The organism is Aeoliella fuhlenseeensis (assembly GCF_052161615.1).
Classification (GTDB): Bacteria; Planctomycetota; Planctomycetia; order Pirellulales; family Lacipirellulaceae; genus Aeoliella.
Window position 1 is genome coordinate 595,090 of the sequence record NZ_CP197417.1, and the last position, 22,415, is coordinate 617,504.

General features: G+C 60.8%; 21 protein-coding genes and 1 riboswitch. Of the genes, 11 read left to right on the forward strand and 10 right to left on the reverse strand.

Annotated elements, in window-relative coordinates:
• The first annotated feature begins 13 nt into the window (after positions 1-13).
• The 6 genes from SH292x_RS02335 to SH292x_RS02360 all read left to right on the forward strand — a co-directional run bounded on the left by SH292x_RS02335 (position 14) and on the right by SH292x_RS02360 (position 6,099).
• Positions 14-1,240, forward strand: a complete 1,227-nt coding sequence (locus SH292x_RS02335; protein WP_442483969.1) for a permease — start codon at positions 14-16, stop codon at positions 1,238-1,240.
• 263 nt (positions 1,241-1,503) lie between these two features.
• Positions 1,504-1,714: riboswitch (cobalamin riboswitch) on the forward strand.
• A gap of 128 nt (positions 1,715-1,842) precedes the next feature.
• Positions 1,843-2,712, forward strand: a complete 870-nt coding sequence (locus tag SH292x_RS02340) for a DUF1559 family PulG-like putative transporter (RefSeq protein ID WP_442483970.1) — start codon at positions 1,843-1,845, stop codon at positions 2,710-2,712.
• A gap of 3 nt (positions 2,713-2,715) precedes the next feature.
• Positions 2,716-3,834 (forward strand): DUF4465 domain-containing protein, encoded by a 1,119-nt coding sequence (locus SH292x_RS02345; RefSeq protein WP_442483971.1) that lies wholly within the window; start codon positions 2,716-2,718, stop codon positions 3,832-3,834.
• A gap of 49 nt (positions 3,835-3,883) precedes the next feature.
• Positions 3,884-4,711, forward strand: a complete 828-nt coding sequence (locus tag SH292x_RS02350) for a PEP-CTERM sorting domain-containing protein (protein WP_442483972.1) — start codon at positions 3,884-3,886, stop codon at positions 4,709-4,711.
• Between the two features lie 2 nt (positions 4,712-4,713).
• Entirely contained in the window at positions 4,714-4,917 is a 204-nt protein-coding gene (locus SH292x_RS02355) for a DUF5522 domain-containing protein (RefSeq protein WP_442483973.1), read from the forward strand.
• A gap of 402 nt (positions 4,918-5,319) precedes the next feature.
• Entirely contained in the window at positions 5,320-6,099 is a 780-nt protein-coding gene (locus SH292x_RS02360; RefSeq protein WP_442483974.1) for a class I SAM-dependent methyltransferase, read from the forward strand.
• Here the strand turns inward: SH292x_RS02360 and SH292x_RS02365 are convergent.
• Positions 6,088-6,942 carry a hypothetical protein gene (locus SH292x_RS02365; protein ID WP_442483975.1) on the reverse strand — a complete coding sequence of 285 codons (855 nt, stop codon included), beginning with the start codon at positions 6,940-6,942 and terminating at the stop codon, positions 6,088-6,090. The genes SH292x_RS02360 and SH292x_RS02365 overlap by 12 nt on opposite strands.
• A 120-nt stretch (positions 6,943-7,062) precedes the next feature.
• Between SH292x_RS02365 and SH292x_RS02370 the strand changes: the two genes are divergently transcribed.
• Positions 7,063-7,905, forward strand: a complete 843-nt coding sequence (locus tag SH292x_RS02370; protein WP_442483976.1) for a shikimate dehydrogenase family protein — start codon at positions 7,063-7,065, stop codon at positions 7,903-7,905.
• Positions 7,906-8,035: 130 nt separating this feature from the next.
• A complete protein-coding gene (gene bioD / locus SH292x_RS02375; RefSeq protein WP_442483977.1) occupies positions 8,036-8,800 on the forward strand; it encodes a dethiobiotin synthase in 765 nt (254 codons plus the stop codon).
• A 208-nt stretch (positions 8,801-9,008) separates the two neighbouring features.
• Here the strand turns inward: bioD and SH292x_RS02380 are convergent, their stop codons facing one another.
• Positions 9,009-11,189 (reverse strand): alpha-amylase/4-alpha-glucanotransferase domain-containing protein, encoded by a 2,181-nt coding sequence (locus SH292x_RS02380; RefSeq protein WP_442483978.1) that lies wholly within the window; start codon positions 11,187-11,189, stop codon positions 9,009-9,011.
• A 445-nt stretch (positions 11,190-11,634) separates the two neighbouring features.
• Here SH292x_RS02380 and SH292x_RS02385 point away from each other — a divergent pair, with 445 nt between their 5' ends.
• Positions 11,635-12,921 (forward strand): methyl-accepting chemotaxis protein, encoded by a 1,287-nt coding sequence (locus tag SH292x_RS02385; RefSeq protein WP_442483979.1) that lies wholly within the window; start codon positions 11,635-11,637, stop codon positions 12,919-12,921.
• A gap of 50 nt (positions 12,922-12,971) precedes the next feature.
• Here SH292x_RS02385 and SH292x_RS02390 read toward each other — a convergent pair whose 3' ends face one another.
• The 8 genes from SH292x_RS02390 to SH292x_RS02425 form a co-directional block, all read right to left on the reverse strand.
• The gene (locus SH292x_RS02390) at positions 12,972-13,286 is read right to left on the reverse strand and encodes a helix-turn-helix domain-containing protein (protein ID WP_442483980.1); all 315 of its coding nucleotides are present in this window, start codon (positions 13,284-13,286) and stop codon (positions 12,972-12,974) included.
• A complete protein-coding gene (locus SH292x_RS02395) occupies positions 13,286-13,642 on the reverse strand; it encodes a type II toxin-antitoxin system RelE/ParE family toxin (protein WP_442483981.1) in 357 nt (118 codons plus the stop codon). The genes SH292x_RS02390 and SH292x_RS02395 overlap by 1 nt, the downstream gene beginning before the upstream one ends.
• A gap of 79 nt (positions 13,643-13,721) precedes the next feature.
• Positions 13,722-14,477 carry an MBL fold metallo-hydrolase gene (locus tag SH292x_RS02400; protein WP_442483982.1) on the reverse strand — a complete coding sequence of 252 codons (756 nt, stop codon included), beginning with the start codon at positions 14,475-14,477 and terminating at the stop codon, positions 13,722-13,724.
• 100 nt (positions 14,478-14,577) lie between these two features.
• Positions 14,578-14,955, reverse strand: coding sequence for a type II toxin-antitoxin system VapC family toxin (locus SH292x_RS02405; protein WP_442483983.1), 378 nt, complete (start codon positions 14,953-14,955; stop codon positions 14,578-14,580).
• Positions 14,939-15,187 (reverse strand): hypothetical protein, encoded by a 249-nt coding sequence (locus tag SH292x_RS02410; protein WP_442483984.1) that lies wholly within the window; start codon positions 15,185-15,187, stop codon positions 14,939-14,941. The genes SH292x_RS02405 and SH292x_RS02410 overlap by 17 nt, the downstream gene beginning before the upstream one ends.
• 65 nt (positions 15,188-15,252) lie before the next feature.
• Positions 15,253-16,566 carry a DEAD/DEAH box helicase gene (locus tag SH292x_RS02415; protein WP_442483985.1) on the reverse strand — a complete coding sequence of 438 codons (1,314 nt, stop codon included), beginning with the start codon at positions 16,564-16,566 and terminating at the stop codon, positions 15,253-15,255.
• 463 nt (positions 16,567-17,029) lie between these two features.
• A complete protein-coding gene (locus SH292x_RS02420) occupies positions 17,030-17,275 on the reverse strand; it encodes a hypothetical protein (protein ID WP_442483986.1) in 246 nt (81 codons plus the stop codon).
• 269 nt (positions 17,276-17,544) lie between these two features.
• Positions 17,545-18,753 carry an inositol-3-phosphate synthase gene (locus SH292x_RS02425; protein WP_442483987.1) on the reverse strand — a complete coding sequence of 403 codons (1,209 nt, stop codon included), beginning with the start codon at positions 18,751-18,753 and terminating at the stop codon, positions 17,545-17,547.
• A gap of 411 nt (positions 18,754-19,164) precedes the next feature.
• On the opposite strand from SH292x_RS02425, the gene SH292x_RS02430 reads away from it, so the two are divergent.
• Both SH292x_RS02430 and glgA read left to right on the forward strand, forming a co-directional pair.
• Entirely contained in the window at positions 19,165-20,358 is a 1,194-nt protein-coding gene (locus SH292x_RS02430; RefSeq protein ID WP_442483988.1) for an amino acid aminotransferase, read from the forward strand.
• Between the two features lie 515 nt (positions 20,359-20,873).
• Positions 20,874-22,355 (forward strand): glycogen synthase GlgA, encoded by a 1,482-nt coding sequence (glgA, locus tag SH292x_RS02435; protein ID WP_442483989.1) that lies wholly within the window; start codon positions 20,874-20,876, stop codon positions 22,353-22,355.
• Positions 22,356-22,415: the final 60 nt, after the last annotated feature.

Below are 22,415 nucleotides of genomic sequence, written 5' to 3' on the forward strand. Positions count from 1 at the left end.
GAAGGTTCGGTGCATGCAGTTGTTCTTCGAAACCGCCTGGAACACCACGGTCGAGCTTGCGCCGTGGCTCTTGCTCGGAGCGCTCGTGGCGGGATTGCTGCATGTGTTGCTCCCCCGCGATTTCGTCCAGCGGCACCTAAGCGGTCGGGGGAGTGTGGCGAAAGCCGTCGCGATTGGTGTGCCACTGCCGCTTTGCTCCTGCAGCGTGATCCCGCTAGCGATCAGCCTTCGTGAGGAGCGTGCCAGTCGCGGGGCGACGGTGGGCTTTCTGATCTCGACGCCGCAGACCGGAGTCGACTCGGTACTCGTGAGCGCCGGCATGCTTGGTTGGCCCTTCGCGCTCTTCAAGGTCGCCGCGGCGCTCGTCACCGGACTCGTTGGCGGTTGGGTCACCGAGGCATGGGAACCGAAATCGAACGAATCCGGTATCGAACAACTTCCCCTCGCCAACGATCGAACGCGCCGCTCGTGGCGAGAACTGCCCGAGCACTCCCTCGAAATCCTCCACAGCGTTTGGCGATGGCTCGTCGTCGGTATCCTGCTGTCGGCTGCGATCACCACACTGGTTCCTGGTAGCGTGTGGACCAGCGTCGCCGGCTACGGCACGCTCGTGGCCATGTTGCTGGTGCTCGCGGTGTCGGTGCCGATGTATGTGTGTGCGACCGCTTCGGTCCCTATCGCGGCGGCGCTCGTCGCGAGTGGCTTGCCGGCCGGCGCGGCGATGGTGTTCCTGATGGCAGGTCCGGCCGTGAACATCGCGACCATTGGTGCGGTACGCAAAACGCTGGGCAATCGCGCGATGGTCGTCTACCTCGCAACGATCATCGTCGGCAGCATGGCGGCGGGCTTGTTGTTCAGCGACCTGCTGCAACTCTCCGCCCACGCTGGTCATGCGCACGACCACACGCATCACCACCCGATCACTTGGTGGAGCATTGCGAGTGCGGTGACGATGCTACTGCTGTTCGCGTGGTTTGCTGTAACGGACCTGCAGCGACTGGTTCGTAGAAACCAGGTAGGCGAAGCCCATGCTGGCGAGCAGACGCTGACGATCCCCGTTGCCGGGATGAACTGCCAAGGCTGCGTCAGCAAAGCCGAGTCGGCACTCGCCCGCACGCCGTCGATCCGCATCGCCCGCGTGACGCTCGATCCCCCGCAAGCCGTGGTGGTGGGAAGCGTGTCGATGGACGAAGTGCGCGCGGTGGTGGAGGGGGCGGGATTTCGGGTGAGTGGCGAATAGGTTCGGTCGTCATCTAGGACTGCCCGCGAATCACGCGAATGGTCGCGAATATCGGATTCGCGAGCACCAATTCTCTAACTTGTCTCCCCGCGATGTCTCCCCGCGATGTCTCTCTGCGCCTCTGCGTCTCTGCGTGAGACCTTCTTTCCATGGCAGCGGAGATCCTTCGGTCGCTGGGGCTCCCTCAGGATGGCACAAATACGGAAGGCCCTGATAAACCGGCAATTTTTAACTGGTTGACATCGCCCTCTCCCGCACCTAAACTCACTCCCTCGTGTGTTGGTGGTTGGCTGTGCAACGTTCTTGCCGGCCGACACAACAGGGAACTCCGGTGCGAATCCGGGACGGCCCCGCCGCTGTAACCGAGAGAAATCTCGTGATTCGATTCTGATGCCATTGCCTGCTGCTTGCAGGTGAGAAGGCCGAATTCACGAGCTCGGGAGTCAGAAGACCTACCAGCACGTTGCGTGTGGCACGGTTTCGAGGGAAAACCGCCGCGTCGAACGTCAAATTTTGGATGCGCCCGCGATTGCTGCGCAGTTTCCATCGGTATTTACCGAGTGGGAGATGCTCCGCGCTGCTGGCGTAGTTGGTTTGTGGTCATGCGCAAGCAGCACCATCAAGGTCGCGCTACCCGTCGATCGCGGCTGGAACTTCCAGCCGTTCGACGATGTCATGCGTTCACCCTAGTCGAACTGCTCGTCGTCGTGGCGATCATTGGTACGCTCGTTGCGCTGCTCTTGCCTGCGGTGCAAGCGGCGCGGGAGTCCGCGCGGCGAACCGAGTGCACCAACCATTTGCACCAGATCGGCATCGCGATGCATGCCTTCCACGACACCAAGGGATCGTTCCCCAAGGGGGGTGCGGGGGCGAAGGCGGCCGAGCTGAGCTGGGGGGCGCAGTTGTTGCCTTGGATCGAAGAGCAGCCGCTCGCCGACGTCTTGCACTCGGACGAACCGTACACCGCCGCGATTAATCTCGACGCCGGCTCGACGTTGATTGCTGCGTTTCAATGCCCCTCCGTCCCCGATGTGCAGTCGCTGCGAGCGTCGGCGGACCTGCCCAGCTCGTCGACGCATCGCTACGCCCGCACCTCGTACGGCGGCGTGCAGGGGGAACGGAGTTTGCGTGCCGCGAATGCGACCAATAACCCCGAACGGGGCACCATGATTTTCACGCGGGCCATCGCGATCAAAGACATCACGGACGGAACCTCGAACACCGCGCTGGTTGGCGAGGCGCCCGAAGGGATTCATGGCATTTGGATCAGTGTCCGCAATTTGTTCGATCAGTCGGCACCGATCAACACCACCGACGACGCCGACAAGTTCGTTGACTTCGGCCAGGAACTGAGCAGCCACCACCCCGGCGGGGCGAACGTGCTAATGGCCGATAGCTCGGTACAGTTCGCCAGCGAATCGATCGACAACCAAGCACTCGCCGCGATGTGCTCCCGAGCGGCAGGAGACTGAACGATGAAAGTACATGTGATGATGCAACGTCAATGTGTCACAGTAGGCAGTCTGCTGCTTGCCCTGTTCGCTGCGCAGGCGTCGGCCGTCGAGGTGGTGACGTTCGACGAACTCCTAAGCACGCCCGAGTCCTACTGGAACGGCCCCGACCCGAATGGCGTGGAGGTCGAAGGCGAGTACGGCCCCGAGATCGTTGGTAGCTTCGCGAGTGGCGGCGCGAGGTTCACGAACATTTACGACACGGTCTACTCGAGCTGGCGAGGCTTTGGCTACTCGAACATTACCGACAACACCACGCCGGGCCACGGCAACCAATTCAGTGCAGTGACTGGCACGGGCATGAGCGACGGCGGCGACGCGTACGCCGTGGCATTCGGCTACTGGGATCTCACGCCCAACCTTCAGCAGCCCGTGGCGTTCGATCCTACCAATGCCGAGCATCTGGTTTCGCTGCCAACGTTGGAGCTTCCTGTGGGTACCTCGATCAAGGGTGCATGGCTTACGAACACAACGTACGCCGCGCGTTCGATGCAGACGGGCGATAGCTTCAGTAAGAAGTTCGGCGGCGAGTCGGGCAGCGATCCCGACTGGCTCAAAGTCACCGCGTACGGCTCCGACGCCTCGGGAACGCCGATGGCCGAGTTCGTCGAGTTCTACTTGGCCGACTATCGGTTCGAGAGTTCTCTAGACGACTACATCGTCAACGCGTGGCGCGAATGGGACTTGTCGCCACTCGCCGGCGCGAGGCAACTGCACTTCAATCTTTCCTCGAGCGACGTCGGAACGTTCGGCATGAATACGCCCCCCTATTTCGCGCTCGATAACCTGGAGTTGATTCCAACCAATCTACTGGGCGACTACAACCAGGATGGCTTCGTTAACCTAGCGGACTACACGCTGTGGCGTGACACGCTTGGTAGTGTAGTGAGCGAGCTCGGCGCGGGGGCGGATGGAAATCGCGATGGATCGATCGACGCCGAGGATTATGGCGTGTGGCGGAGCCATTTTGGGACGGGGACGCCCGTCAACGTCGGTGCCGGAAACGCTGTTCCGGAACCACCGAGTCTCTGTTGGCTGCTCGCGAGTGCCCTGATCGCTGCGCTCTGGGGCGTTCGTAAGTAGCGTTGTTATTTCATGTTCATTTAGTTTTTCATCTGGGAGATACTGTCTCATGAAGCGTACTTTCTTGACTTTGGCGACGATGATTGTCGCTGCAACTGCACAGGCAGGCCCCTATCCATCGTTCTCGGACCCCGCGCACCGCGTGCTACCCTCGCAGATAAATGCCTGGGCAACCAGCGTCGCGAATTACTCGCCGGCACCTGGAGTTGGCGCTGGTTTTAGCAACCCTAACAACACGCTCGGAGCGAACAACGGCTCGATCACTTCGCTGGGCGACTTGAGCAGCGAGCAGATCTCGCAAGGCGTGCTGCCGGGCTCGATCACCGTGGCTTTCGATCAGGCCATCGTCGATCGGTCGGGTGCGGATTTCGCCGTCTTCGAGAACGCGAGCACTTTCTTCACCGACCCGGTGGTCTTCGCCGAGCTGGCGTACGTCGAGGTCTCGAGCAACGGCACCGACTTCGTGCGATTCCCATCGGTATCGCTGAACGCTGAAGCTGATTTGACGACGCCCTTCGGCCGCGACTTCGCCGGTGTCGACACGACCAATATTCGCAACCTGGCTGGCGTGCACCCCGCTGGTTTCGGCACGCCGTTCGATCTCGCGGAGCTCGCAGATCTTCCGGAAGTGACGAGTGGGTTGGTGGATCTCGCATCGATTGGCTTCGTGCGACTCGTCGACATCCCCGGCAACGGTGCGTATACCGACTCGCTTGGCAATCCGATTTTCGACACGTGGCTCTCGACTGGCAGCGGCGGTCTGGATCTCGACGCCGTGGGAGCGATCAACATCGTTCCCGAGCCCGCCACGATCGGCCTCGCGCTGCTCGGCATGCTGGCCGTTGGTGCTCGCCGTGCGTTTGGTAAGCGAGCCTAACCATGCAGACCGAATGCAAGGAAGCTGTCGAACGTGACTACTACGTCGAGCGTGACTACTACCTCGAACGTGGATGCGTTGTGTTCACCGAGGCGTACCTTCTGCGACGGGGCCAGTGCTGCGGCAACGGATGCTGCCACTGCCCCTATCGTGGGAACGTACTAGCCACAGATAAACACCGATGCTCACGGACGGAGTTGCAGTAATAGCATCGGGTGGCTGGGGACGAGTTCCACGAGCCCCCAGTATCCTGATGAACCACAGAGAGCACGGAGTACTCGGAGAAAGATTAGGGCGCGGATTGGGCAGGATCGTCGCGGATAAGAGCGGCTTTCTTGAACAGAAGGAAACGAAGGGAACGAAGTAGAGTGAATGAAGTGGTTCTCTGCTCCTCGCCTTTCTCTGTTCCCTCCGTTTCCTCCTGTTAAAAAAGCTTGGGTGAACAGGAGGAAACAGAGAGAACGGAGGGAATTCATCGTACGCTTCTTTCTTCGTTCCCTTCGTTGCCTTCTGTTCTCATCCTTTCGTCTAGGGCAAGATCGAGGTTAGAATTAGTGGATCGCCTTCATTCGTCGTGGTCCCGATCTCTCTTTTGTTGAGTGTGCGTTGTGGGTGCTTTTGAATCTCAGAACGCGCGGGCGTGGGACAATCTAGCGCGGGATGGTGCTCCGCTTGCTCGGCCGGCGACGGATGCCGACTTCGCGAATCCGCTCGCGACCATCGATCCGGCGAAGTGGCTCGGTTCTTCGATCACCGGTTGGCGGGTACTTTGCCTTGCGGCCGGTGGTGGTCGGCAGAGCGCGCTCTACGCGGCGGCGGGGGCCCACGTCACCGTTCTCGATATCAGCCGCGAGATGCTCGCGCTCGATGCCGAGGTGGCGCGCGAGCGGAAGCTGAATGTTCGCATCGTCGAAGGCACCATGACCGACCTGTCGATGTTCGCGGCTGGCGAGTTCGACTTGGTGATCCAGCCAGTGAGCACGTGCTACGTTCCCAATGTGGTGAGCGTGTACCAGCAAGTGGCTCGCGTGGTGCGTGGCGGGGGACTTTATGTGAGCCAGCACAAGTCGCCGGTGAGTCTACAGGTGGCGGCGAAGCGCCAAGCCGTGGGGTACGTGATCGAAGAGACGTACTATCGCACGGGGCCTCTCGCGCCGGCGGAGCCTTCGCGACTCCGCGAGCGCGGGGCGACCGAGTACTTGCACCGCTGGGAAGAACTGATCGGCGGAATGTGCCGCGCGGGGTTCGTGGTCGAGGACCTGCTCGAACCGATGCACGCTAAGCCAGACGCCGAGCCCGGCATGTTCGCTCATCGCGCGAAGTACATTGCGCCCTACGTGAGGATTAAGGCGCGACGCGCAGGTGTAGAACGGAATTTATTCCGTTAAGTGGTCGGCATTCGACTTCTGTGGTTGGGTACGTGGCTCGAAAGTTACCGTGATCGTGTATCGCTCGAACTCAAGGACGACCATCACTAGCGCTAGGATGGCGACTTGGACCATGATAGCTACCACGAACTCGTCGAAGTCGTTCGCCCAAGAGAAGATCGTCGCTACCACCAACGCGAGGGTCGCGAGTCCTCCCAATTGCCAAAGTAGGTGATGGGTGACACGCCGTAGCTCGACTCCTGTCACCACCAAGGCCACGCTCGAGAGTATCAACCAGAGAATGATTTCGACACGCGCACTCGCTAGCATGGGGATGGCAAATCGCACTACAAGCGATGCCACAGCAAGAACCGTCGTCAGAATAAGCAAGTGTTGCACGCTAAATTGAATCCGTTCCTCATCCCCCGATTCGAGCCCCCGTTGACTTCGCTGTTGGTGGTACCACCGTAGACCGAGAATGGTGGCCAGGGCAGTAGTGGTGTAGGCGCCCCAGATCGTGAGGAACATTGGGAAGTCATCGAGGTCGCGTGCTCCTTCAATGGCCGCGAAGTGAATGCACATAATTAGCGTCGCTGCGTAGCATGCCACGACCCACTGCCAGGTAAACTTACTTGCCGCGCTGGCGACGAGGATCATCGCTCCCATCTGTCCGAAGCTAAGACCAATCATGAACGATTCGTAGTTCTTGCCGTTAGGGAAAATAAACGGACCTACAAGATCCACCAGCACCAACACCACCATCGCCGCGATTCCTAGCGGCCCCAAACGCCACACCGTACGGCTCTCCGCCCGCTCTGCCGGGAGATTCTCCGTTTCGGGCGTGGAAATGTCGGGCGGGTTCACGGTCGGTCGGCGTTGCGGTGGAGGGGGGGAGTGGTCAAAATAGGTTATAGCCACAACCGTGGGCGAGACGTAGCTCGCTTTTCTGCATCCTCGACGAACTTCACCCCCGCCTCGCCCCCCGTGTCCGAAACTCTACTCGAACGTTGTGCGTTTCTTGCCGCCAGTGCCGCGGGTAATCCGACTCATTACGTGGTCGAACAGGCCCTGGAGCATGCGGAGCTCGACTGGCGATTCCTGACGTTCGAGGTCGACGAGGCCCATTTCACCAAGGCCCTCGAAGGGGTCGACGTGCTCGGTTTTCGCGGTGTGCTGCTGGCTCCCGAGTTTCAAATCTCGGCCATCGAACAACTTTCGTCCCTCACGCCCCGTGCCCAGCACGCCGGCTCGGTGAACTGCTTGGTTCGCGAAGGAGACAAGCTGGTGGGCGACAACACGCTCGGTGCTTCGCTGGTCGAGGCGCTGGGGGGTATCGACGCCCTCGCCGACAAAGTGGTGCTGGTCATCGGTCATGGCCGCGTCGCGAGAAGCATGGCCGCCGCCGCGTGCGAGTCGCGGGCTGCAGCGGTGCACGTAGCGAGTCGCGATGAGGCGAAGCTCAAGGAACTCGTCGAGCAGCTTTCGAAGATCAGCGAAGTCCCCGTCGAGATGCACGTGATGGACGACAAAGTGATTCGCACCCCCGCGAACACGAGCCTCGTGATCTTCGCCCCTAGTTCGGCTGACACATCCGCGCGTCCGGTGATCGACACGTCGGCCGCGAGTGCGCAGCTAACCGTGGTCGACACGCGGCTGCAAAGTTCGCGGACCGCGCTACTGAAGCTGGCCACCGAGCAAGGAGCCAAGATCGTCGACGGCGTGGATCTCTTCGCCCGCGAAACGGCCCTCGCCCTCGAACGCTGGACCGGCATGACCTTCGACCGCGCTCCGCTGCAAGAGTCGGCCGAAGAGTTCCTGGGAGTCTAGACGAAGGCGGAACGTCGAAGGGGGAAGGCGGAGCAAGTAAGCCGTCTCCGTCTATCTCTATAGAGCTCCGACGCCTCCACCCCGCCACATTGCTTTCCTCCTTCCCCATTCCCCATTCCGCCTTCCAAGCATGCGTGGTTTCTTCATCACTGGCACCGGTACCGAAGTTGGCAAAACCTACGTCGGCGCACTCCTCGCGAGAGAACTCACTTCACGCGGCTTTCGAGTCGGTGTGTATAAGCCCGTTGCGAGTGGTTGCGTGACCCTCAGCGAATTTCAGGCGAGCGGACGCCGTGAGGCGTCTGGTGAAGTCGAAGTAGAGGGGACGGGAGGCTGGGGGCTCGGGTCTGACGACTTGGTATCCGAAGACGCCCTCGAACTCTGGCAAGCCGCCGGGCAGCCATTAAGCCTCAACGAAGTCTGCCCGCAGCGTTTCCGCGCGGCGGTCGCGCCGAACGTCGCAGCTCGGATGGAAGACCGCCGCGTCGACACGAACCTGCTACGCATCGGCATCGACCCCTGGCTGTCGAACTCCGACATCGTGCTGGTCGAAGGGGCAGGGGGGCTGATGTCGCCGATCTCGGACGACGACTACAACGCCGACCTCGCCGCGGATCTGGGTTTGCCACTCATCATCGTTGCCGCCAATCGCCTGGGTGTGATCAACGACACCCTGCAAACCGTGATCACGGCCAGTGTATTCGGCGATGGCCTCGAAGTCGCCGGCGTCGTGCTCAATAGTGCGAGCGAAGCGGTGGACGACGAGAGCCTTTCAACCAACGCCGAGCAGCTACGCGAACACCTAAGGGTCCCCGTGCTCGGCGAAGTGAGTTACGGCGGCGCACCGTCCGTCGCCACCATCGTCGACGCACTTCTCTCGCGCGGCGACGCGTAGAAGTGGAGAAACCCCCTAGCCGGACGGCCACGCTGAGCGCGAATTAATCAAGTGGAGAGCTTTGTTTCACTTCTGTCCGCAGAGACGTAGCTCCGCGGCTATTGGGAAGTGATACGCTTACAAACGCCAAGTGCCCAGGTTTTTACCCTGGGCACTTAAGCGTCTTATTCTTGCCGATAGCCTACAGCTTATAGCCTACAGCCTTAAGCTAATTCCCTACCGCCATCGCCGTCTGATTCATTCGGCTTTCGGCCAGGCTGGTGTCGATGGTCATCCGGAGCTTCACGCTCCAGCGGCCCGACTCGTCGGCTTGCAGCATCCAGTGGGGCAGGACCACCACGGACTGGTGGACCATTTCGAAGCCACCTTCGCTCTGGCTCACCGTTGCGATGGGGTGCGTCCAGATGCTGGTGGGGCGATCGATGGTGAGTCCGCAGTCGATGCCGAGCCAGCCGTCGACTAGGTGCAGCGACTCGACGTCGATCTGATCGAGCTTCACGCCGAGCTGACCAATCGATTGGCCGTCGCCCGAGTGGAAGAACCGATCGTCGGCACCCGAGGGCAAGCCGGCGAAGTTCAGTTCGATGCCGAAGTGCAGGGGTTGATCCTTTGGCAGGCCTTCGAGCAAGTAGGCGATTTCGAGTTCCGAGCCACCTGCTTCGAGCGTGATGCCCTTGGTGATGCGGACCTGGTGACCATCGACGTGGCCATCGCGGGTCATCATCAACTGCATCCGCTCGGGGCTACGACGCAGCTTGGCTTCGTAGCTGCCGGTGACGAAGTCGCCCTGCTCGCGGTACTCGTTAGTGGCGATATCGTTGAGCGAAACGTCGAGGTCGAAGAAGTGGTCGACCAGGCTCTTACGCAGGTAGGTGTCGTAAACGCTCACCTCCTTGTCGAGACCTTCTTGCTTGAACACCACGCGGTCGTGGATGCTCGCCACGTCACCACCCGCGGCCGACGGGCCGGCCAGCACCTTGCGGTGATAGGCTTCGGGACGGCGAGCCAGCGTGGCCAGCAGGTTGTGACAAATCGAGCGAACGTCGAGTTCGTACAGCGAGCCACCAACGGCGGGTGCTGCGTAGGCCACCAGGGCGTTCGACGCGAGGCGAACTTCTTGCCGAGCGTCGAAGTTGTAGTCGGCCGCCTCGATCGAGGCCCAGTCGCCCGCCTGATCGGCGTCGTTCAGGTGCTCATCGATCAAGTTGTCGGCGGCGATCAAGTGGTTGAACACGGCGTTACGCAGGTGAGGCAGGTACACGCCACCGAACGCCCCGTGCCAGTAGCTGCAATTGCACTGGCCGCGGTAGAGCTCGGTTTGTGCTTGATCGAGCAGGCTCGACTGCTGCCCGTCGGCACGCAGCTCGGCGAGGCGATTGCTCACCTCGAGCATGCGGGCGTACATCTCGCCGGTCTCGGGATAGCGAGCCTTGAAGTTCCGCCAGAAGCCACCGCGAATGAACGGCTTCACCTTGTCCCACATGCCCGCGTCTTCGAGCTCGTGGTGCGCGTCCTCGTAGTTGTTCTGCTGCTGAGCCGGCAGAGCCCACTCGGTCATCTCGCGATAGCTCGCTTCGGGAATGTAGATCTTGCCCAAGGGAGCCACCGAGTTGAGTGCCTCGGTCGGCGTGGTGACGTTGATCCAGTCCTGGTTCTGGACCAGGGCGTCGAAGAACCGGCGGAGCCAACCGTTGTCGTACACGTGGGCCTTGGTGTCGGGCCAGGTGCCGAACTTCTCGCCGTCGTCACCGAACATGACAATGGCGTTTGGCTGAATCGACGCGACGTGACGCAGGTAGTCGATGGTCTCTTGTGGCTCGGCGAACGGCAGGGTGTAACGGAGCTTCTCGCTGCCCGGGAACACGCTCAGCAATTGGCCGTTGTTCTCAGTGAGGTAGTAGCCATGCAGATCGTCTTCGGTCCAGCCGGCGCACTTGAAGTGGAAGTCGTCGAGGATGGTGTAGCGAATGCCGGCGGTCGCCAGGTCGCTGGTCAGCGATTGCTCCCAAACACGCTCGGGCATCCACATGCCTTGCACGTCGGCACCCAGTCGATTGTTGAGCCACTCGGTGTAGCTAGCGATTTGACCCACGCGGTCGCGCGGCGGAATCATCGTCAGGATCGGTTCGTAGAACGCACCACCGACTATCTCCAGCCGACCCGCAGCCACGAGCGCCGCCAAACGGTCGAGGTACTCGGGGTGAGCGCGGTCGAGCCACTCGATCAACGAGCCGCTGTTATGAATCGCCAGCTTCAGCGAATCGTAGGGCTCGAACACTTCGAGCATCGGCAGGTAGCTGTCCTGGTAGGCCTGCTCCATCACGCCGTCGAAGTTGCCAATGGGTTGGTGGTTGTGAAGCGTGAGAACCAGTCGGATGGGGGACGTCATGGCGTTTATCGATCGGGCGGTAAAGTGTAGGGGAACGAGGGGGCAAGACGGCATTGCTGGCACCGCCCGTTTCATCGTGATAGTACCGAATACCGGCACGGATGGCTACGTGCGTAGGTACGATTCGCAGGATGATTACAGGGCATCCCGGCGGCAGAACCCTTACTGCCGCCAAGCCCACTGGCAATGCTGGCAGTTTACTCAATCGGCAATCTTTCACCGACCCGACAGGGAAACTTAGGCGGCAGTGTCGGAGTTCTTTGTCGCACGGTTCGGCCTATGTCGAACTGCCGGATTGCGACGTCTGCTATCTGGCGGGTCTGCAACCAACGCTGCTCCAATCCGCAGAGGTCCGGGTTCATTGCTTTTTGCCATGGATTCGCTTCGTGTTCTACGCTTGTCGGGGGCTACTCGGCCCTCGATTCTCGATCACAGGGGCAAAACCATGGCGGCACTGGACACTCCAAGTTTGGCAACCGAGCTACGCGCAATAAAGGCGCAGGCCACCGAAACTCTGGTCGACTTCGACGAGGAGGCCCTGCGTAGCGTGCTGGTACGTGCTGCCGGAAGGAAGCTCTCGGCAGTGGCTAAGTCGTCGTCGCAAGCGGTTGGCGACCAAATCGAAGCCATACGCCACGCGGTAACCGACTTCGACGACATCCTCGATCGAATGCGGACCGTTCAGCAGTGCGTGGCCGAGATCGACTCGAGCATCGGCACTGTCGTCAGAGAGGCGACCGGAAGCTCGCAGGAACTGGACGTGGTCCGGCAGCGGATGGAGGTGCTTGAAATGCACTTCCAGGCGATCGACGGACTGGTGCGCTCAGTGAATGAGATCGCCGATCAAACGCACTTGCTGGCGCTCAACGCCACGATCGAAGCGGCCCGCGCGGGCGATGCAGGCAAGGGGTTCGCCGTGGTCGCCAGCGAGGTGAAAGAACTCGCCAACACCACCAAAGCGACCAATCAAGAAGTGCAGCAAACGCTCGACAGTATCGCCGAAGCGGTAGCCACGCTCTCCAATAGCGTCGAGCAATCGGTGGCGAAGATGGCGCAGTCGGTAGCAGCCGTAGAGGTCGCTCGGCAAAGCGCTTCGACCATCGGGACGCAAACCGGGCAATTCGGAATGCGACTGCAAACATCACTCGACCAGTTTCGGCGACTGGACGGGGCGAGTGTTGTCGTCGAGAACGAAGTCCAAGAAATCGACGCCATCGGCCGGACGTTCTACTATCTGATCGAACTGATGATGGCCCACTCGGCCGGTCGCGAAGCGATCAACCCACTTGCTCGCCTGGCACCTCTGGTCGAAGGCAGCACGTTCCGCGCGTCGCATCGCTTCACGAAGCCCGAGCGCGAGTACGTGCTCGCGGCCGACGACATCCTGATCTCAGCCACCGACACCAAGGGTAAGATCACGTTCGCCAACAACAAGTTCTACGACGTGGCCGAGTACGACTACGGCACGCTCGTTGGGAGGCCGCACAACATTATCCGCCATCCCGACATGCCCAAGGCGGCATTCGCCGACCTGTGGGCGGTGATCGAGGCGGGTAAGCTCTGGCAGGGGTACGTTCTCAACCGGTCGCGAACCGGGCAGCGATACTGGGTGAAGGCCAACGTGTTCCCCTGCTTCGAAGGGGGCCGAATCGTCGGCTACATCAGCATCCGCACGAAGCCCGAACCCGAGATGGTGCGGAAGGCCATGGAAGCGTACCGGCTAGTACCGTGAGAAGCCTGGGAAAGGAAGCTCTCAGAACTCCACCACGTCCAAGTCCCTCGCTAGTGCTGCGCAAACTGCGATAGGGTCACTGACCCACCGGGGAGGCGGACAACTAGCTCCAGAGAGCCACCCAGCGACCCGACAATCTTTTGAAGAGTACTGATTTGCATGTCCTCTTGACTCTCCATCTTAGAAAGGCTTGGCTGAGAAATACCTAGCCGTTCGGCAAGTTCCTCTTGTGTTAGGCCGGAGTGTTTACGCAATTCCGCCAGGAGCATTTCGCGATGGATTTGCTTGACGCGCGCATCAGATTGCGTGCGCCGCTCAGTTGGCATCTTGTCCAGCAGCTTCGCAAACTTCTTATGACCGGCCATCAAAACAATCCTTCTTCCCGCGGTTCATCCAGATAGGTATCGAAAAGCAGGTCAGCCTTAGGAACCATACGGTCGTAAAACCTATTGTCGCCGGTCTTATCGCCGCCGATCAAAAGTATCGCAGTGCGTCGCGGGTCGAACGCGAAAAATGTTCGCAACGGTCGCCCCGCGTGCTGCGTCCGAAGCTCCTTCATGTTCGAATGCTTGGACCCTTGGATCGCGTCTACATGAGGGCGACCCAATTGGGGACCTAACGCAGCGAGCAGCTCGACGCTGGCCCGTAATGAGTCCTGCTCCGATTCGCTTAGGGAGTTCCACCAGATCTCGAACTCATCGGTGAACTCAACTTCCCACATAAGTATATAACCTACAGGCTATGTTGTCAATTTCGATCTCGTCATGCCCGGACCATTCCTCCTAGGCCCAAGAACGCTCTCAGAACTCCACCACGTCCAAGTCCCGCGCTAGCTCGATGTTCGCAAACACCTTACGCGCGTCGGTGAGGTCGAAGTCGTAGTCTTTGGTGAGCAGTGGGTCGACGTGCGTGACGAGTAGCCGCTTCACCTCGGCGGCTCGCGCGACCTCTGCCACTTGGTCGAGGCAACTGTGGCCGGTGAGTTTGGCGAGGTCGTCGTGGCCGGCGGGGAAGGTGGCTTCGTGGACCAAGAGATCGACGCCGCGGATCTGGTCGACGTACGCCGCGCTAGTCGAGGCGGTCGTATCGGTGACGTACGCCATCGAGTGCCCAGGCCATTCGAGCCGCATGCCGATCGCCCCGCCGGGATGTTCGAGCGGGAAGACCTTCATCGTTCCCACGTCACCCTCCGTGTTGGCAGGAAGCTCGCACGCGCCATGGAGACTCTCAAAGCGATAGCCCGGCGCCACTGGGAACAAGTGCGGCGCGAACAGATGCGTCGTCACCGCCTCGATCTTGTCGGGCTCGCCATGAATTGTCACGCGGTCGTAGGCATCGACGCCGAACGTCTCGACCAGGTAAGTTAGCCCGCTGACGTGATCAAGATGAGCGTGGCTTAGAAAGATATCGACGCGCGGGGTCGTCAGATAGTCAGCGAGCCGAAACAACCCCGTCCCCGCGTCGAGCACCACGCCCACCTCGGGCAATACAAACGCCGCGGTCTGACGCCGCGCGCTCGGATGAAAACCAGTGGTGCCCAGGCAGACAACTTGCATGCAGAGAATCTAGCACGATTGCGGTAGCGGAAGCAAATCGCGAAGGGCCAGTCATACCCCTCGAACATCCCTAATAGCCCCGCCCAAGCCTGGGCGGGGGTCAGCCCTGGATAAGAGCGACACCATATTTTTCAAACTGACCATCCCGCGTCACAATCGTCCAATCCCTTCCGATGGCTTGGGCAATGAGCAGGCGATCGAACGGATCTCGATGATGCCAAGGCAGAGATTCCACTCGTAGCGCGTCGTCCAAGGTCACGTCGATCGTTTCGAAGAAATTGGCGCTGATGGCCCCTTTCAGATCGACGGGGGCTTCGAGTTTGCCGAGACTTCGCTTAATGGCGATCTCCCAAGCCACGATAGAGCTCACGTAAACTCCATTTTGCAAATCCGAAATGGCGGAGCTTGCAGGAGCACTAAGTGAGCTGGGATCAGCGAACCACCACAACGCTACATGGGTATCAAGAAGAAGGTTCATCGCCCCCCTTCATGCCGAATGCCTCCCGCATGTCATCCGGCAACTCGTCGAAGTCGTCCGCAATCACCACTTGCCCCTTCCACTGTCCGCCTCGCCGTACGGCAGCTTGAGGTAGCGTCCGTTGGTCGCCCAATAGCCGATCGATTACGTACTGCTGTACGTCATTGTATCCTGCCGCGATGGCTGCGGCGCGAAGGCGAGGTTCGTATTCGCTGGGAATGTGGAGCGTCATGGGGAAGGTCCTTTGTATCCACCCTACCAACCCACCAACGGAACCGTCAATTTCGATTCCACCACCTACAGCGCCCGGCGATGCCGGCGTCCACGCCGTGCACCCGGAAGTTGTGGCGGCTTGGGCTTTTCTTCTTCCGCCGGTGCCGCGGCTTCGCCGTCGGGGTGGGCAGGGGTGGCGCTTGCCACGGGAACGATCGTCGAGAACCCTTCGATCTCGTCGCGCTTCAGCAGGCGATTGATCAGAATCTCGATCCGCGTTAGCTCGGGACCCTCTTCGGGCGTTACGAACGTGTAGGCCACGCCTTCGCGGCCCATGCGGCCGGTGCGGCCCACGCGGTGGACGTAATCGTCCGAGGCCTGGGGAATGTCGTAGTTCACAATGTGCGAGATGCCACTGACATCGATACCGCGGCCCACCACGTCGGTGGCCACCAGCACCTTGATCTCGCCCGCGCGAAACTGCTTCATCACCTTGTCTCGGGCACCCTGGGCCATGTCGCCGTGGATGCAGTCGACCGCTTTGACGACCTTCGTCAGCTTGCGCTGAATGCGATCGGTGCCACGCTTGGTGCGGCAGAACACGATCGCCTGCTCGGGCTGCTCGCGTTCAATCAGCTTCACCAAGAGGTCGTACTTCTTGGTCGCTTCGACCGTGAAGTAGTACTGATCAATTGTGTCGACGGTCTTCGTCTTGTCGGAGAAGTCGAGCACCACCGGATCGCGCATGTAACGCTGGGCGAGTCGCTCGACGGCCGGGGCCACCGTGGCTGACAGCAGCAGCGTCTGACGCTCCTTGGGGCAACGGCGGAGGATCTTCTCGATGTCGGGGCGGAAGCCGATGTCGAGCATCCGGTCGGCTTCGTCCAGCACCACGGTCTGCAGACCGTCGAGCACCAGCGTGCCGCGGCTCATATGATCGAGCACTCGGCCAGGCGTACCGACCACAATGTCAGCTCCCTTTTCGAGCTTGCCGACTTGCTGGCGAATGGGCTTGCCGCCGTACACGGCGATGGTGCGGACCTTGCGTCCGAAGCTTAGCTTTTCGATTTCATCGCGCACCTGCACGGCGAGTTCGCGCGTGGGAACCAGCACCAGGGCTTGGGGGGGCGAGTTGCGCTTCTTTTCCAAGCGCTCCAGGATCGGAATGCCGAAACTGGCAGTCTTGCCCGTACCCGTGCGAGCCTGGCCCAGCACGTCTTTGCCGGTCAAAGCAATGGGGATGACACCGGCCTGCACGGGGCTTGGCTGGTGGTAGCAGGCTTCTTCGAGCGCGCTGAGCATGATGTCCGAGACGCCAAGCTCGGCAAAAGAAGTCGTCGAATGCACCGCTTGAGGCGCGGCGGGTTCGGTAACGGCGTTTTCGGTAGATTCGGTCACGAGGGCGATAAATGCTCCTAACTGCTTATTTAGTTTGAGGTTAGGGTACCAATTGCTAGCTCAAACGTCAATGTCGGCAAGATAGGACGTTGGGCGCAACTACCGTGAAACCCCACTAGATTTCTCGACGCAGGTAAAGATGGCCACGAAGAGGAAGAAAAGCCACGAAAACCGGTGACTCGGGGCCCCTTCACCAATCTGGCCGCCTATAAGCACCCTCACGCCCAGCCGAATGCCGTCGAACTCCCGGTCTGCCGGCTGCTACATCGGACCTTTTTGTGTGTTTTCTTCCTTTTCGTGGCTACCTCTTCGGCGCGTTGGCATGCCGCGTAGAAACGAAAAAAGGCTGGCTACGGCACCGGAGTGCTTTTGCCAGCCTTGTAGGTTGCTACTTCCACCGCAGATTTGTTGGGTGGATCAGGAATCCGCTAGAAGAATCCCAGCAGACTCCGCCGCCACAGAATTACATAGCGGGCTTGGCGGTCTTCGGAGCGGCCTTCTTAGCGGCCTTCTTCTTGGTCGACTTCTTGGGAGCGGCCTTCTTGGTGGCCTTCTTCTTGGTCGACTTCTTGGGAGCAGCAGCCTTCTTCGTGGCTTTCTTCTTGGTCGACTTCTTAGGAGCGGCCTTCTTGGTGGCCTTCTTCTTGGTCGACTTCTTGGGGGCTGCCGGCGTGGCGGTCTTCTTGGCCACCTTCTTCTTCGTTGCCATTTCCAATGGCTCCTTCTTAACGCGCCCTTGTTTTTGTTAGGTCCCTTCCTTGGGCGCTCGCAAGAAGGAAGGAACCGGTGTGTGCACCTCTTAGTCGAGGGCGGGTTGATCGGGTCTCATGCGACGTGCGACCAACCGTTCATGCGCGAATTGAAGCAACTTGCCCAACTGCTTGTCAAGTGGAATCGGCAGAATCGATAAAGCTCAATAAAGAATTTTTGTCGATCGCACCGCGCACCACACCTCGCGCGATCTTTCCGGCGCGTCTTTTACGACGCCGCGCGCGACCGCTCGGCGACCCACGCGAGGAGCGCCGCGTACTGCTTCGCGAAGTCGTGCTCGGTGGTGCCAAGCGGGCTCTTGAAGAAGCTCGCCAGCGCGGCCATCGCGCCTGTCTCACCCCCTCGCGCGCCGGCGTCCACCAGCCTCACCAAGTCGAGCACCAGCGGCGCGGCGAGCGCCGAGTCGCAGCCTTGCCAGGTGAACTGAAGCGTCATAAAAGTCCCTAAAAAACCGCGAAAATGAATATGATCCCACGCGGTCTTCCAGTCGCCGAGGCTTTCGATGTACTCGATCGAAACAAGTGTCTGAGGGTCGTAACCCAGCGTTCCACTCACCACACGATCCTTCGTCGCGACCTTCGCCGCGCGGTTGTCGGGGTTGTCTAAAATCCGGCCGTCGAGGTTGCCAAAAATGTTGTGACCCACCCAGCTCATCACGTCCAAGTTGCGGTGCGCGAACATCGGCGCGAGCACCGTCTTCATCAACGTCTCGCCCGTCTTGCCGTCTTGTCCGGCGTGGCAGATTTTTTTTTGCTTTGCGAGGTCCTCGAGCGCTAAAAACGTCGCGCCGGGCGATGGAGTAAAATTTACAAAAGGCATTTCGAGCTCCAGCGCGGCGATCGCGTAGAGCGTGCTCGAAGGGATCGCGAAGCCCGGTTCATCCAACAGCGGCGCGAGTTCGTTCCAGGTTGCTGGCAGCGCGCTAGCAAACGTTGGTTCGGTCGACGCCACGTTCACGACCACCACGCCGCGAAGCTGATGGGCCTCGACGAAGTTCCTCAGGTCGCGCTGTAAACGCCGGATAAGCTCGCTGGGAGCCACTTCAGCGTCATTGACTGGGGGTACGTCCGCCAGATTGCGAATCGCAGAGCCCGAGTGATAGGCGATTCCGGGGGCGATTCGCGTCGAAATTTCGGCGAGTTCCCCCGCGCACGCCTCGACGAGCTCCGCCGGCACCACACGCTCGGCCGCCAAGCGACGAGCGGTTGCCAACAGATCGGGCGTACGAATGTCGTGGCCACCCACCACTAGTTCGTCCCAGGTCACGAGTTCGAGTGGTGCGAACTCGACCAACTCGGTGACGAGTCCCACCTTGGGGGCGAGCTTCTTTTGCAGGGCCACCAGCCCCACCGTAGCGGTGGTCGCCACGTTGCCACAAGCACCAATGAGCCAAACGCCAAGCTTCTTTTCCGCCATCTCTTACACTTTGCTGGGTACGTGGAGGTAGTAGAGTCCCTACCCGTCCCAGGCCCTTAGGCGGGTGCCGCGACGACAATTCGGGGAAGTTCACGCGGTTCTCGGAAGCGCCGTGAACACTAGGAACGCCCCGGATGTCGTTCTATAACGATTTTGGTACGGCCCGACCGCAGTTACAAGTGACAACTCTCTTGTTTATCCAACGGTGGGAGGGCTCTCTGACGCCCCAGCTATAACTGTAGGAGGGCTCTTTGAGCCCGATGGCCTCAGAAGTTCGCTTCCCTATCGACCGCTCCTGCAACTGCACTCCGTAACTGCACTCCTTAACTGCCATGTAACCAGACGCCTCACGGCGTCCGCTCGCCTAAACGAGTCCCCAGCACCCAGTCCCTAACCCCCTCCCGCACAGGCATGTTCGACACCATTCAGCCCGCTCCCGCCGATCCTATTCTTGGTCTTACCGACGCCTTTCGCGCCGACCCGAATCCTAAAAAGATCAACCTGGGCGTCGGCGTCTATCAGGATGCGGCGGGCAAGACGCCGGTGCTGAAGTCCGTCGCCACGGCGGCCCAGCGCGTGCTTGACGCCAACCCGAGCATGTCTTACTTGCCCATTCCCGGTTTGCCCGAGTACGCGGCCGGCGTGCAGTCGTTGCTGTTTGGCGACGACCATGAAGTAGTCACGTCGGGCCGCGCGAAGACCGCCCAAACGCCCGGCGGCACCGGCGCCCTGCGCGTCACCGGCGACTTCCTCGGTTCAAACTTGTCGGGCTCGACCATGTGGGTTACCGATCCCACCTGGCCCAACCACCCCAGCATCTTCCAGGCGGCTGGCGTGTCGATGGCCAAGTTCCCGTACTTCGACCCCAAGACGAATGGCCTCGCGTGGAGCGACATGCTCTCCGCGCTCAATGAGGTCCCGACCGGCGATGCCGTGCTGCTGCATGCATGCTGTCACAACCCCACCGGCGTCGACCCCACGCCCGACGAGTGGCGGCAGATCGCCGAACTGCTCAATAGCCGTGGCATCCTTCCGGTGCTCGACTTCGCCTACCAAGGTTTCGGCGATGGCATCGAACAAGACGCCGCCGCCATCCGCCTGTTCGCCGAGTTGGGTGGCGAGTTCGTGGTTTGCAGCTCGTTCTCTAAGAACTTCGGCATGTACTGCGAGCGTGTCGGTGCGGTGACGTTCGTCGCCAAGGACGCAAAGCAAGCCGACATCGTCAACAGCCAAGTGAAGCGGGCGATTCGTTCGAACTACTCCAACCCGCCCGCCTTCGGTGCCCGCGTGGTCGCCACCGTGCTCGGCGACGCTACGCTGCGTCGCGAGTGGGAGCAGGAACTCGCCTCGATGCGCGACCGCATCAATGGCATGCGGACCTTGCTAGTCGACAAGCTGGCAGAGAAAGGCGTACCGGGCGACTTCTCGTTCATTAAGTCGCAGCGGGGCATGTTCTCCTTCGCGGGCCTCACCAAAGAGCACGTCCACGCCCTCCGCGACCGCTACGCCATCTACATGGTCGACTCCGGCCGCATCAACGTCGCCGGCATCAGCGAATCGAACGTCGACCCCCTGACCGAAGCCATCGCCGAGGTGGTGAAATAAGTCGTGTAGGCCGTATCAAGCTCCGCGCCGATACGGCAATTCCAACGGTCTTGCTGAGCAACCTCAGAGGTGGCTGGGGACGAACCGCCTCCACCATGTCATTCTGAGGGAGCCCCAGCGACCGAAGAATCTCGCGTGCCATTCTCTCACGTGCAGGGTGGCTGGGGACGAGTCCTACGAGCCCCCAGATCTCCAATTCCACTGGGGGCTCGCAGGACTCGTCCCCAGCCACCCGATGTCTCTGCAGGGACTAGGAGATCCTTCGGTCGCCTATAGGCTCCCTCAGGATGACATGTCGCGGAAAGCATTAGGCTCCCACCCCGCCCGCCTATTCCGCCTGTACCAAATGCACCACCCCGCAGGCGACTTTTCCGGCTGCGCCCGCTGGGTAGGCTTGAGCGGCTGACGAAAGTTTGCCGATCGTGGTATGGTTGAAGGACCGCCGGACGTCTCGTGCCTACGGTCCAAGATTCCATACCGACCACGGCCCTAACGGGCCCCGCTCGCCAAATATTATGAACGTACTTTTTGCCTCTGCCGAAGCTGTGCCGTTTGCCAAGACAGGTGGTCTCGGGGACGTTTGCGGAAGCTTGCCCCGCGAGCTCGTGGCGCGAGGGGTCCGCACGAGCCTCGTGATCCCTGCGTTTCGCCAGGCCCTGAACTGTGGCCAGCCAATCGAGCCGACCGGTATCGAGTTCGAGGTCCCCATCGCCGGCCAGCAGGTGCATGGTCGCATTCTGAAGAGCGTGCTCCCCGACTCCGACGTCCCCGTTTACCTGGTCGACCAACCTTCGTACTACGATCGCCCCGAGCTCTATCGCGAAGCGGGCAACGACTACAACGACAACTGCGAGCGGTTCGTGTTCTTCAACCGCGCGGTGCTCGAAGTCATCGATCAGATCCTGCCCGACACGCAGATCGTCCACGCCCACGACTGGACCGCCGGCCTCGTGCCCGTGTACCTGAAGACCATCACGGGCCACAACGTCGCGTTCGGCGACATCGCCTCGTTGTTCACGATTCATAATCTCGCCTACCAGGGTTCGTTCTGGCACTGGGACATGGAACTCACCGGGCTCGACTGGAAGTACTTCAACTGGCAGCAGATGGAGTTCTACGGCAAGCTCAACTTCATGAAGAGCGCGCTGGTGTTCGCCGACGCCGTGAGCACCGTGAGCCCCACCTACGCCAAAGAGATTCAGCATTCGGAGCACGGCTGCGGACTCGAAGGAGTGCTTCAGGATCGTTCGCAGGACCTGTTCGGCGTGCTCAACGGCTGCGACTACGGCGAGTGGAATCCCGAGGCCGACGCGTTCTTGCCTCAGCAGTTCAACGCCGAGAACTTCGTCGCCGGCAAGGCCGAGTGCAAACGCGCGCTACAACAAGAGCTTGGTTTGCCCCAGAAGGCCGAGACGCCGCTGGTGGTGATCGTCGGACGCCTCGCCGATCAAAAAGGCTTCGACCTGATCGCGCCATTGATTCCGCAGTTCGCCTCGCGCGGCGCGGTGCAGTTCGCCATCCTCGGCACGGGCGAACCTCACTACCACGCGCTGCTTTCGGACCTGGCCAGCAAGTACCCTGATCAAGTCGCGGTGCGACTGGAGTTCTCCAATGCACTGGCGCATCGCTTTGAAGCCGCTGGCGATTTGTTCCTGATGCCGAGCCGCTACGAGCCGTGCGGCCTCAACCAGATGTACAGCCTGCGTTACGGCACGGTGCCGATTGTCCGCGCAACAGGTGGCCTCGCCGACACCATCACCGACGGCACCGACCACGCCCTGAGCAACGGCACCGCCAACGGCTTCTCGTTCGTCGAGTACACGAGCGACGCCCTGGCCTCGACCATCGAACGCGCGCTGTCGCTCTACCGCAGCCCCGACGCCTGGCGCCGCCTGGTTCGCACCGGCATGAACCAAGACTGGAGCTGGCGCACCAGCGCCCAACAGTACGTGCATGTGTACGAAGAGACGCTGGCGCGGTTGGGTTCGATGGTGTGAGGGGCGTGACGCGCTGCCCAACGTACTCCCAGGGTAGCGGCGACAGCATTGGATATCAGG

Bases quoted from the DNA above. Each gene is read 5' to 3' on its own strand.
- SH292x_RS02400 (WP_442483982.1), bottom strand. From the start codon at position 14,477: ATGCAAGTTGTCTGCCTGGGCACCACTGGTTTTCATCCGAGCGCGCGG.
- SH292x_RS02345 (WP_442483971.1), top strand. From the start codon at position 2,716: ATGAAAGTACATGTGATGATGCAACGTCAATGTGTCACAGTAGGCAGT.
- SH292x_RS02380 (WP_442483978.1), bottom strand. From the start codon at position 11,189: ATGACGTCCCCCATCCGACTGGTTCTCACGCTTCACAACCACCAACCC.
- SH292x_RS02430 (WP_442483988.1), top strand. From the start codon at position 19,165: ATGTTCGACACCATTCAGCCCGCTCCCGCCGATCCTATTCTTGGTCTT.
- SH292x_RS02410 (WP_442483984.1), bottom strand. From the start codon at position 15,187: ATGACGCTCCACATTCCCAGCGAATACGAACCTCGCCTTCGCGCCGCA.
- SH292x_RS02350 (WP_442483972.1), top strand. From the start codon at position 3,884: ATGAAGCGTACTTTCTTGACTTTGGCGACGATGATTGTCGCTGCAACT.
- SH292x_RS02355 (WP_442483973.1), top strand. From the start codon at position 4,714: ATGCAGACCGAATGCAAGGAAGCTGTCGAACGTGACTACTACGTCGAG.
- SH292x_RS02405 (WP_442483983.1), bottom strand. From the start codon at position 14,955: ATGAACCTTCTTCTTGATACCCATGTAGCGTTGTGGTGGTTCGCTGAT.
- SH292x_RS02395 (WP_442483981.1), bottom strand. From the start codon at position 13,642: ATGTGGGAAGTTGAGTTCACCGATGAGTTCGAGATCTGGTGGAACTCC.
- SH292x_RS02420 (WP_442483986.1), bottom strand. From the start codon at position 17,275: ATGGCAACGAAGAAGAAGGTGGCCAAGAAGACCGCCACGCCGGCAGCC.
- SH292x_RS02385 (WP_442483979.1), top strand. From the start codon at position 11,635: ATGGCGGCACTGGACACTCCAAGTTTGGCAACCGAGCTACGCGCAATA.
- bioD (WP_442483977.1), top strand. From the start codon at position 8,036: ATGCGTGGTTTCTTCATCACTGGCACCGGTACCGAAGTTGGCAAAACC.
- SH292x_RS02390 (WP_442483980.1), bottom strand. From the start codon at position 13,286: ATGGCCGGTCATAAGAAGTTTGCGAAGCTGCTGGACAAGATGCCAACT.
- SH292x_RS02425 (WP_442483987.1), bottom strand. From the start codon at position 18,753: ATGGCGGAAAAGAAGCTTGGCGTTTGGCTCATTGGTGCTTGTGGCAAC.
- SH292x_RS02335 (WP_442483969.1), top strand. From the start codon at position 14: ATGCAGTTGTTCTTCGAAACCGCCTGGAACACCACGGTCGAGCTTGCG.
- SH292x_RS02340 (WP_442483970.1), top strand. From the start codon at position 1,843: ATGCGCAAGCAGCACCATCAAGGTCGCGCTACCCGTCGATCGCGGCTG.
- glgA (WP_442483989.1), top strand. From the start codon at position 20,874: ATGAACGTACTTTTTGCCTCTGCCGAAGCTGTGCCGTTTGCCAAGACA.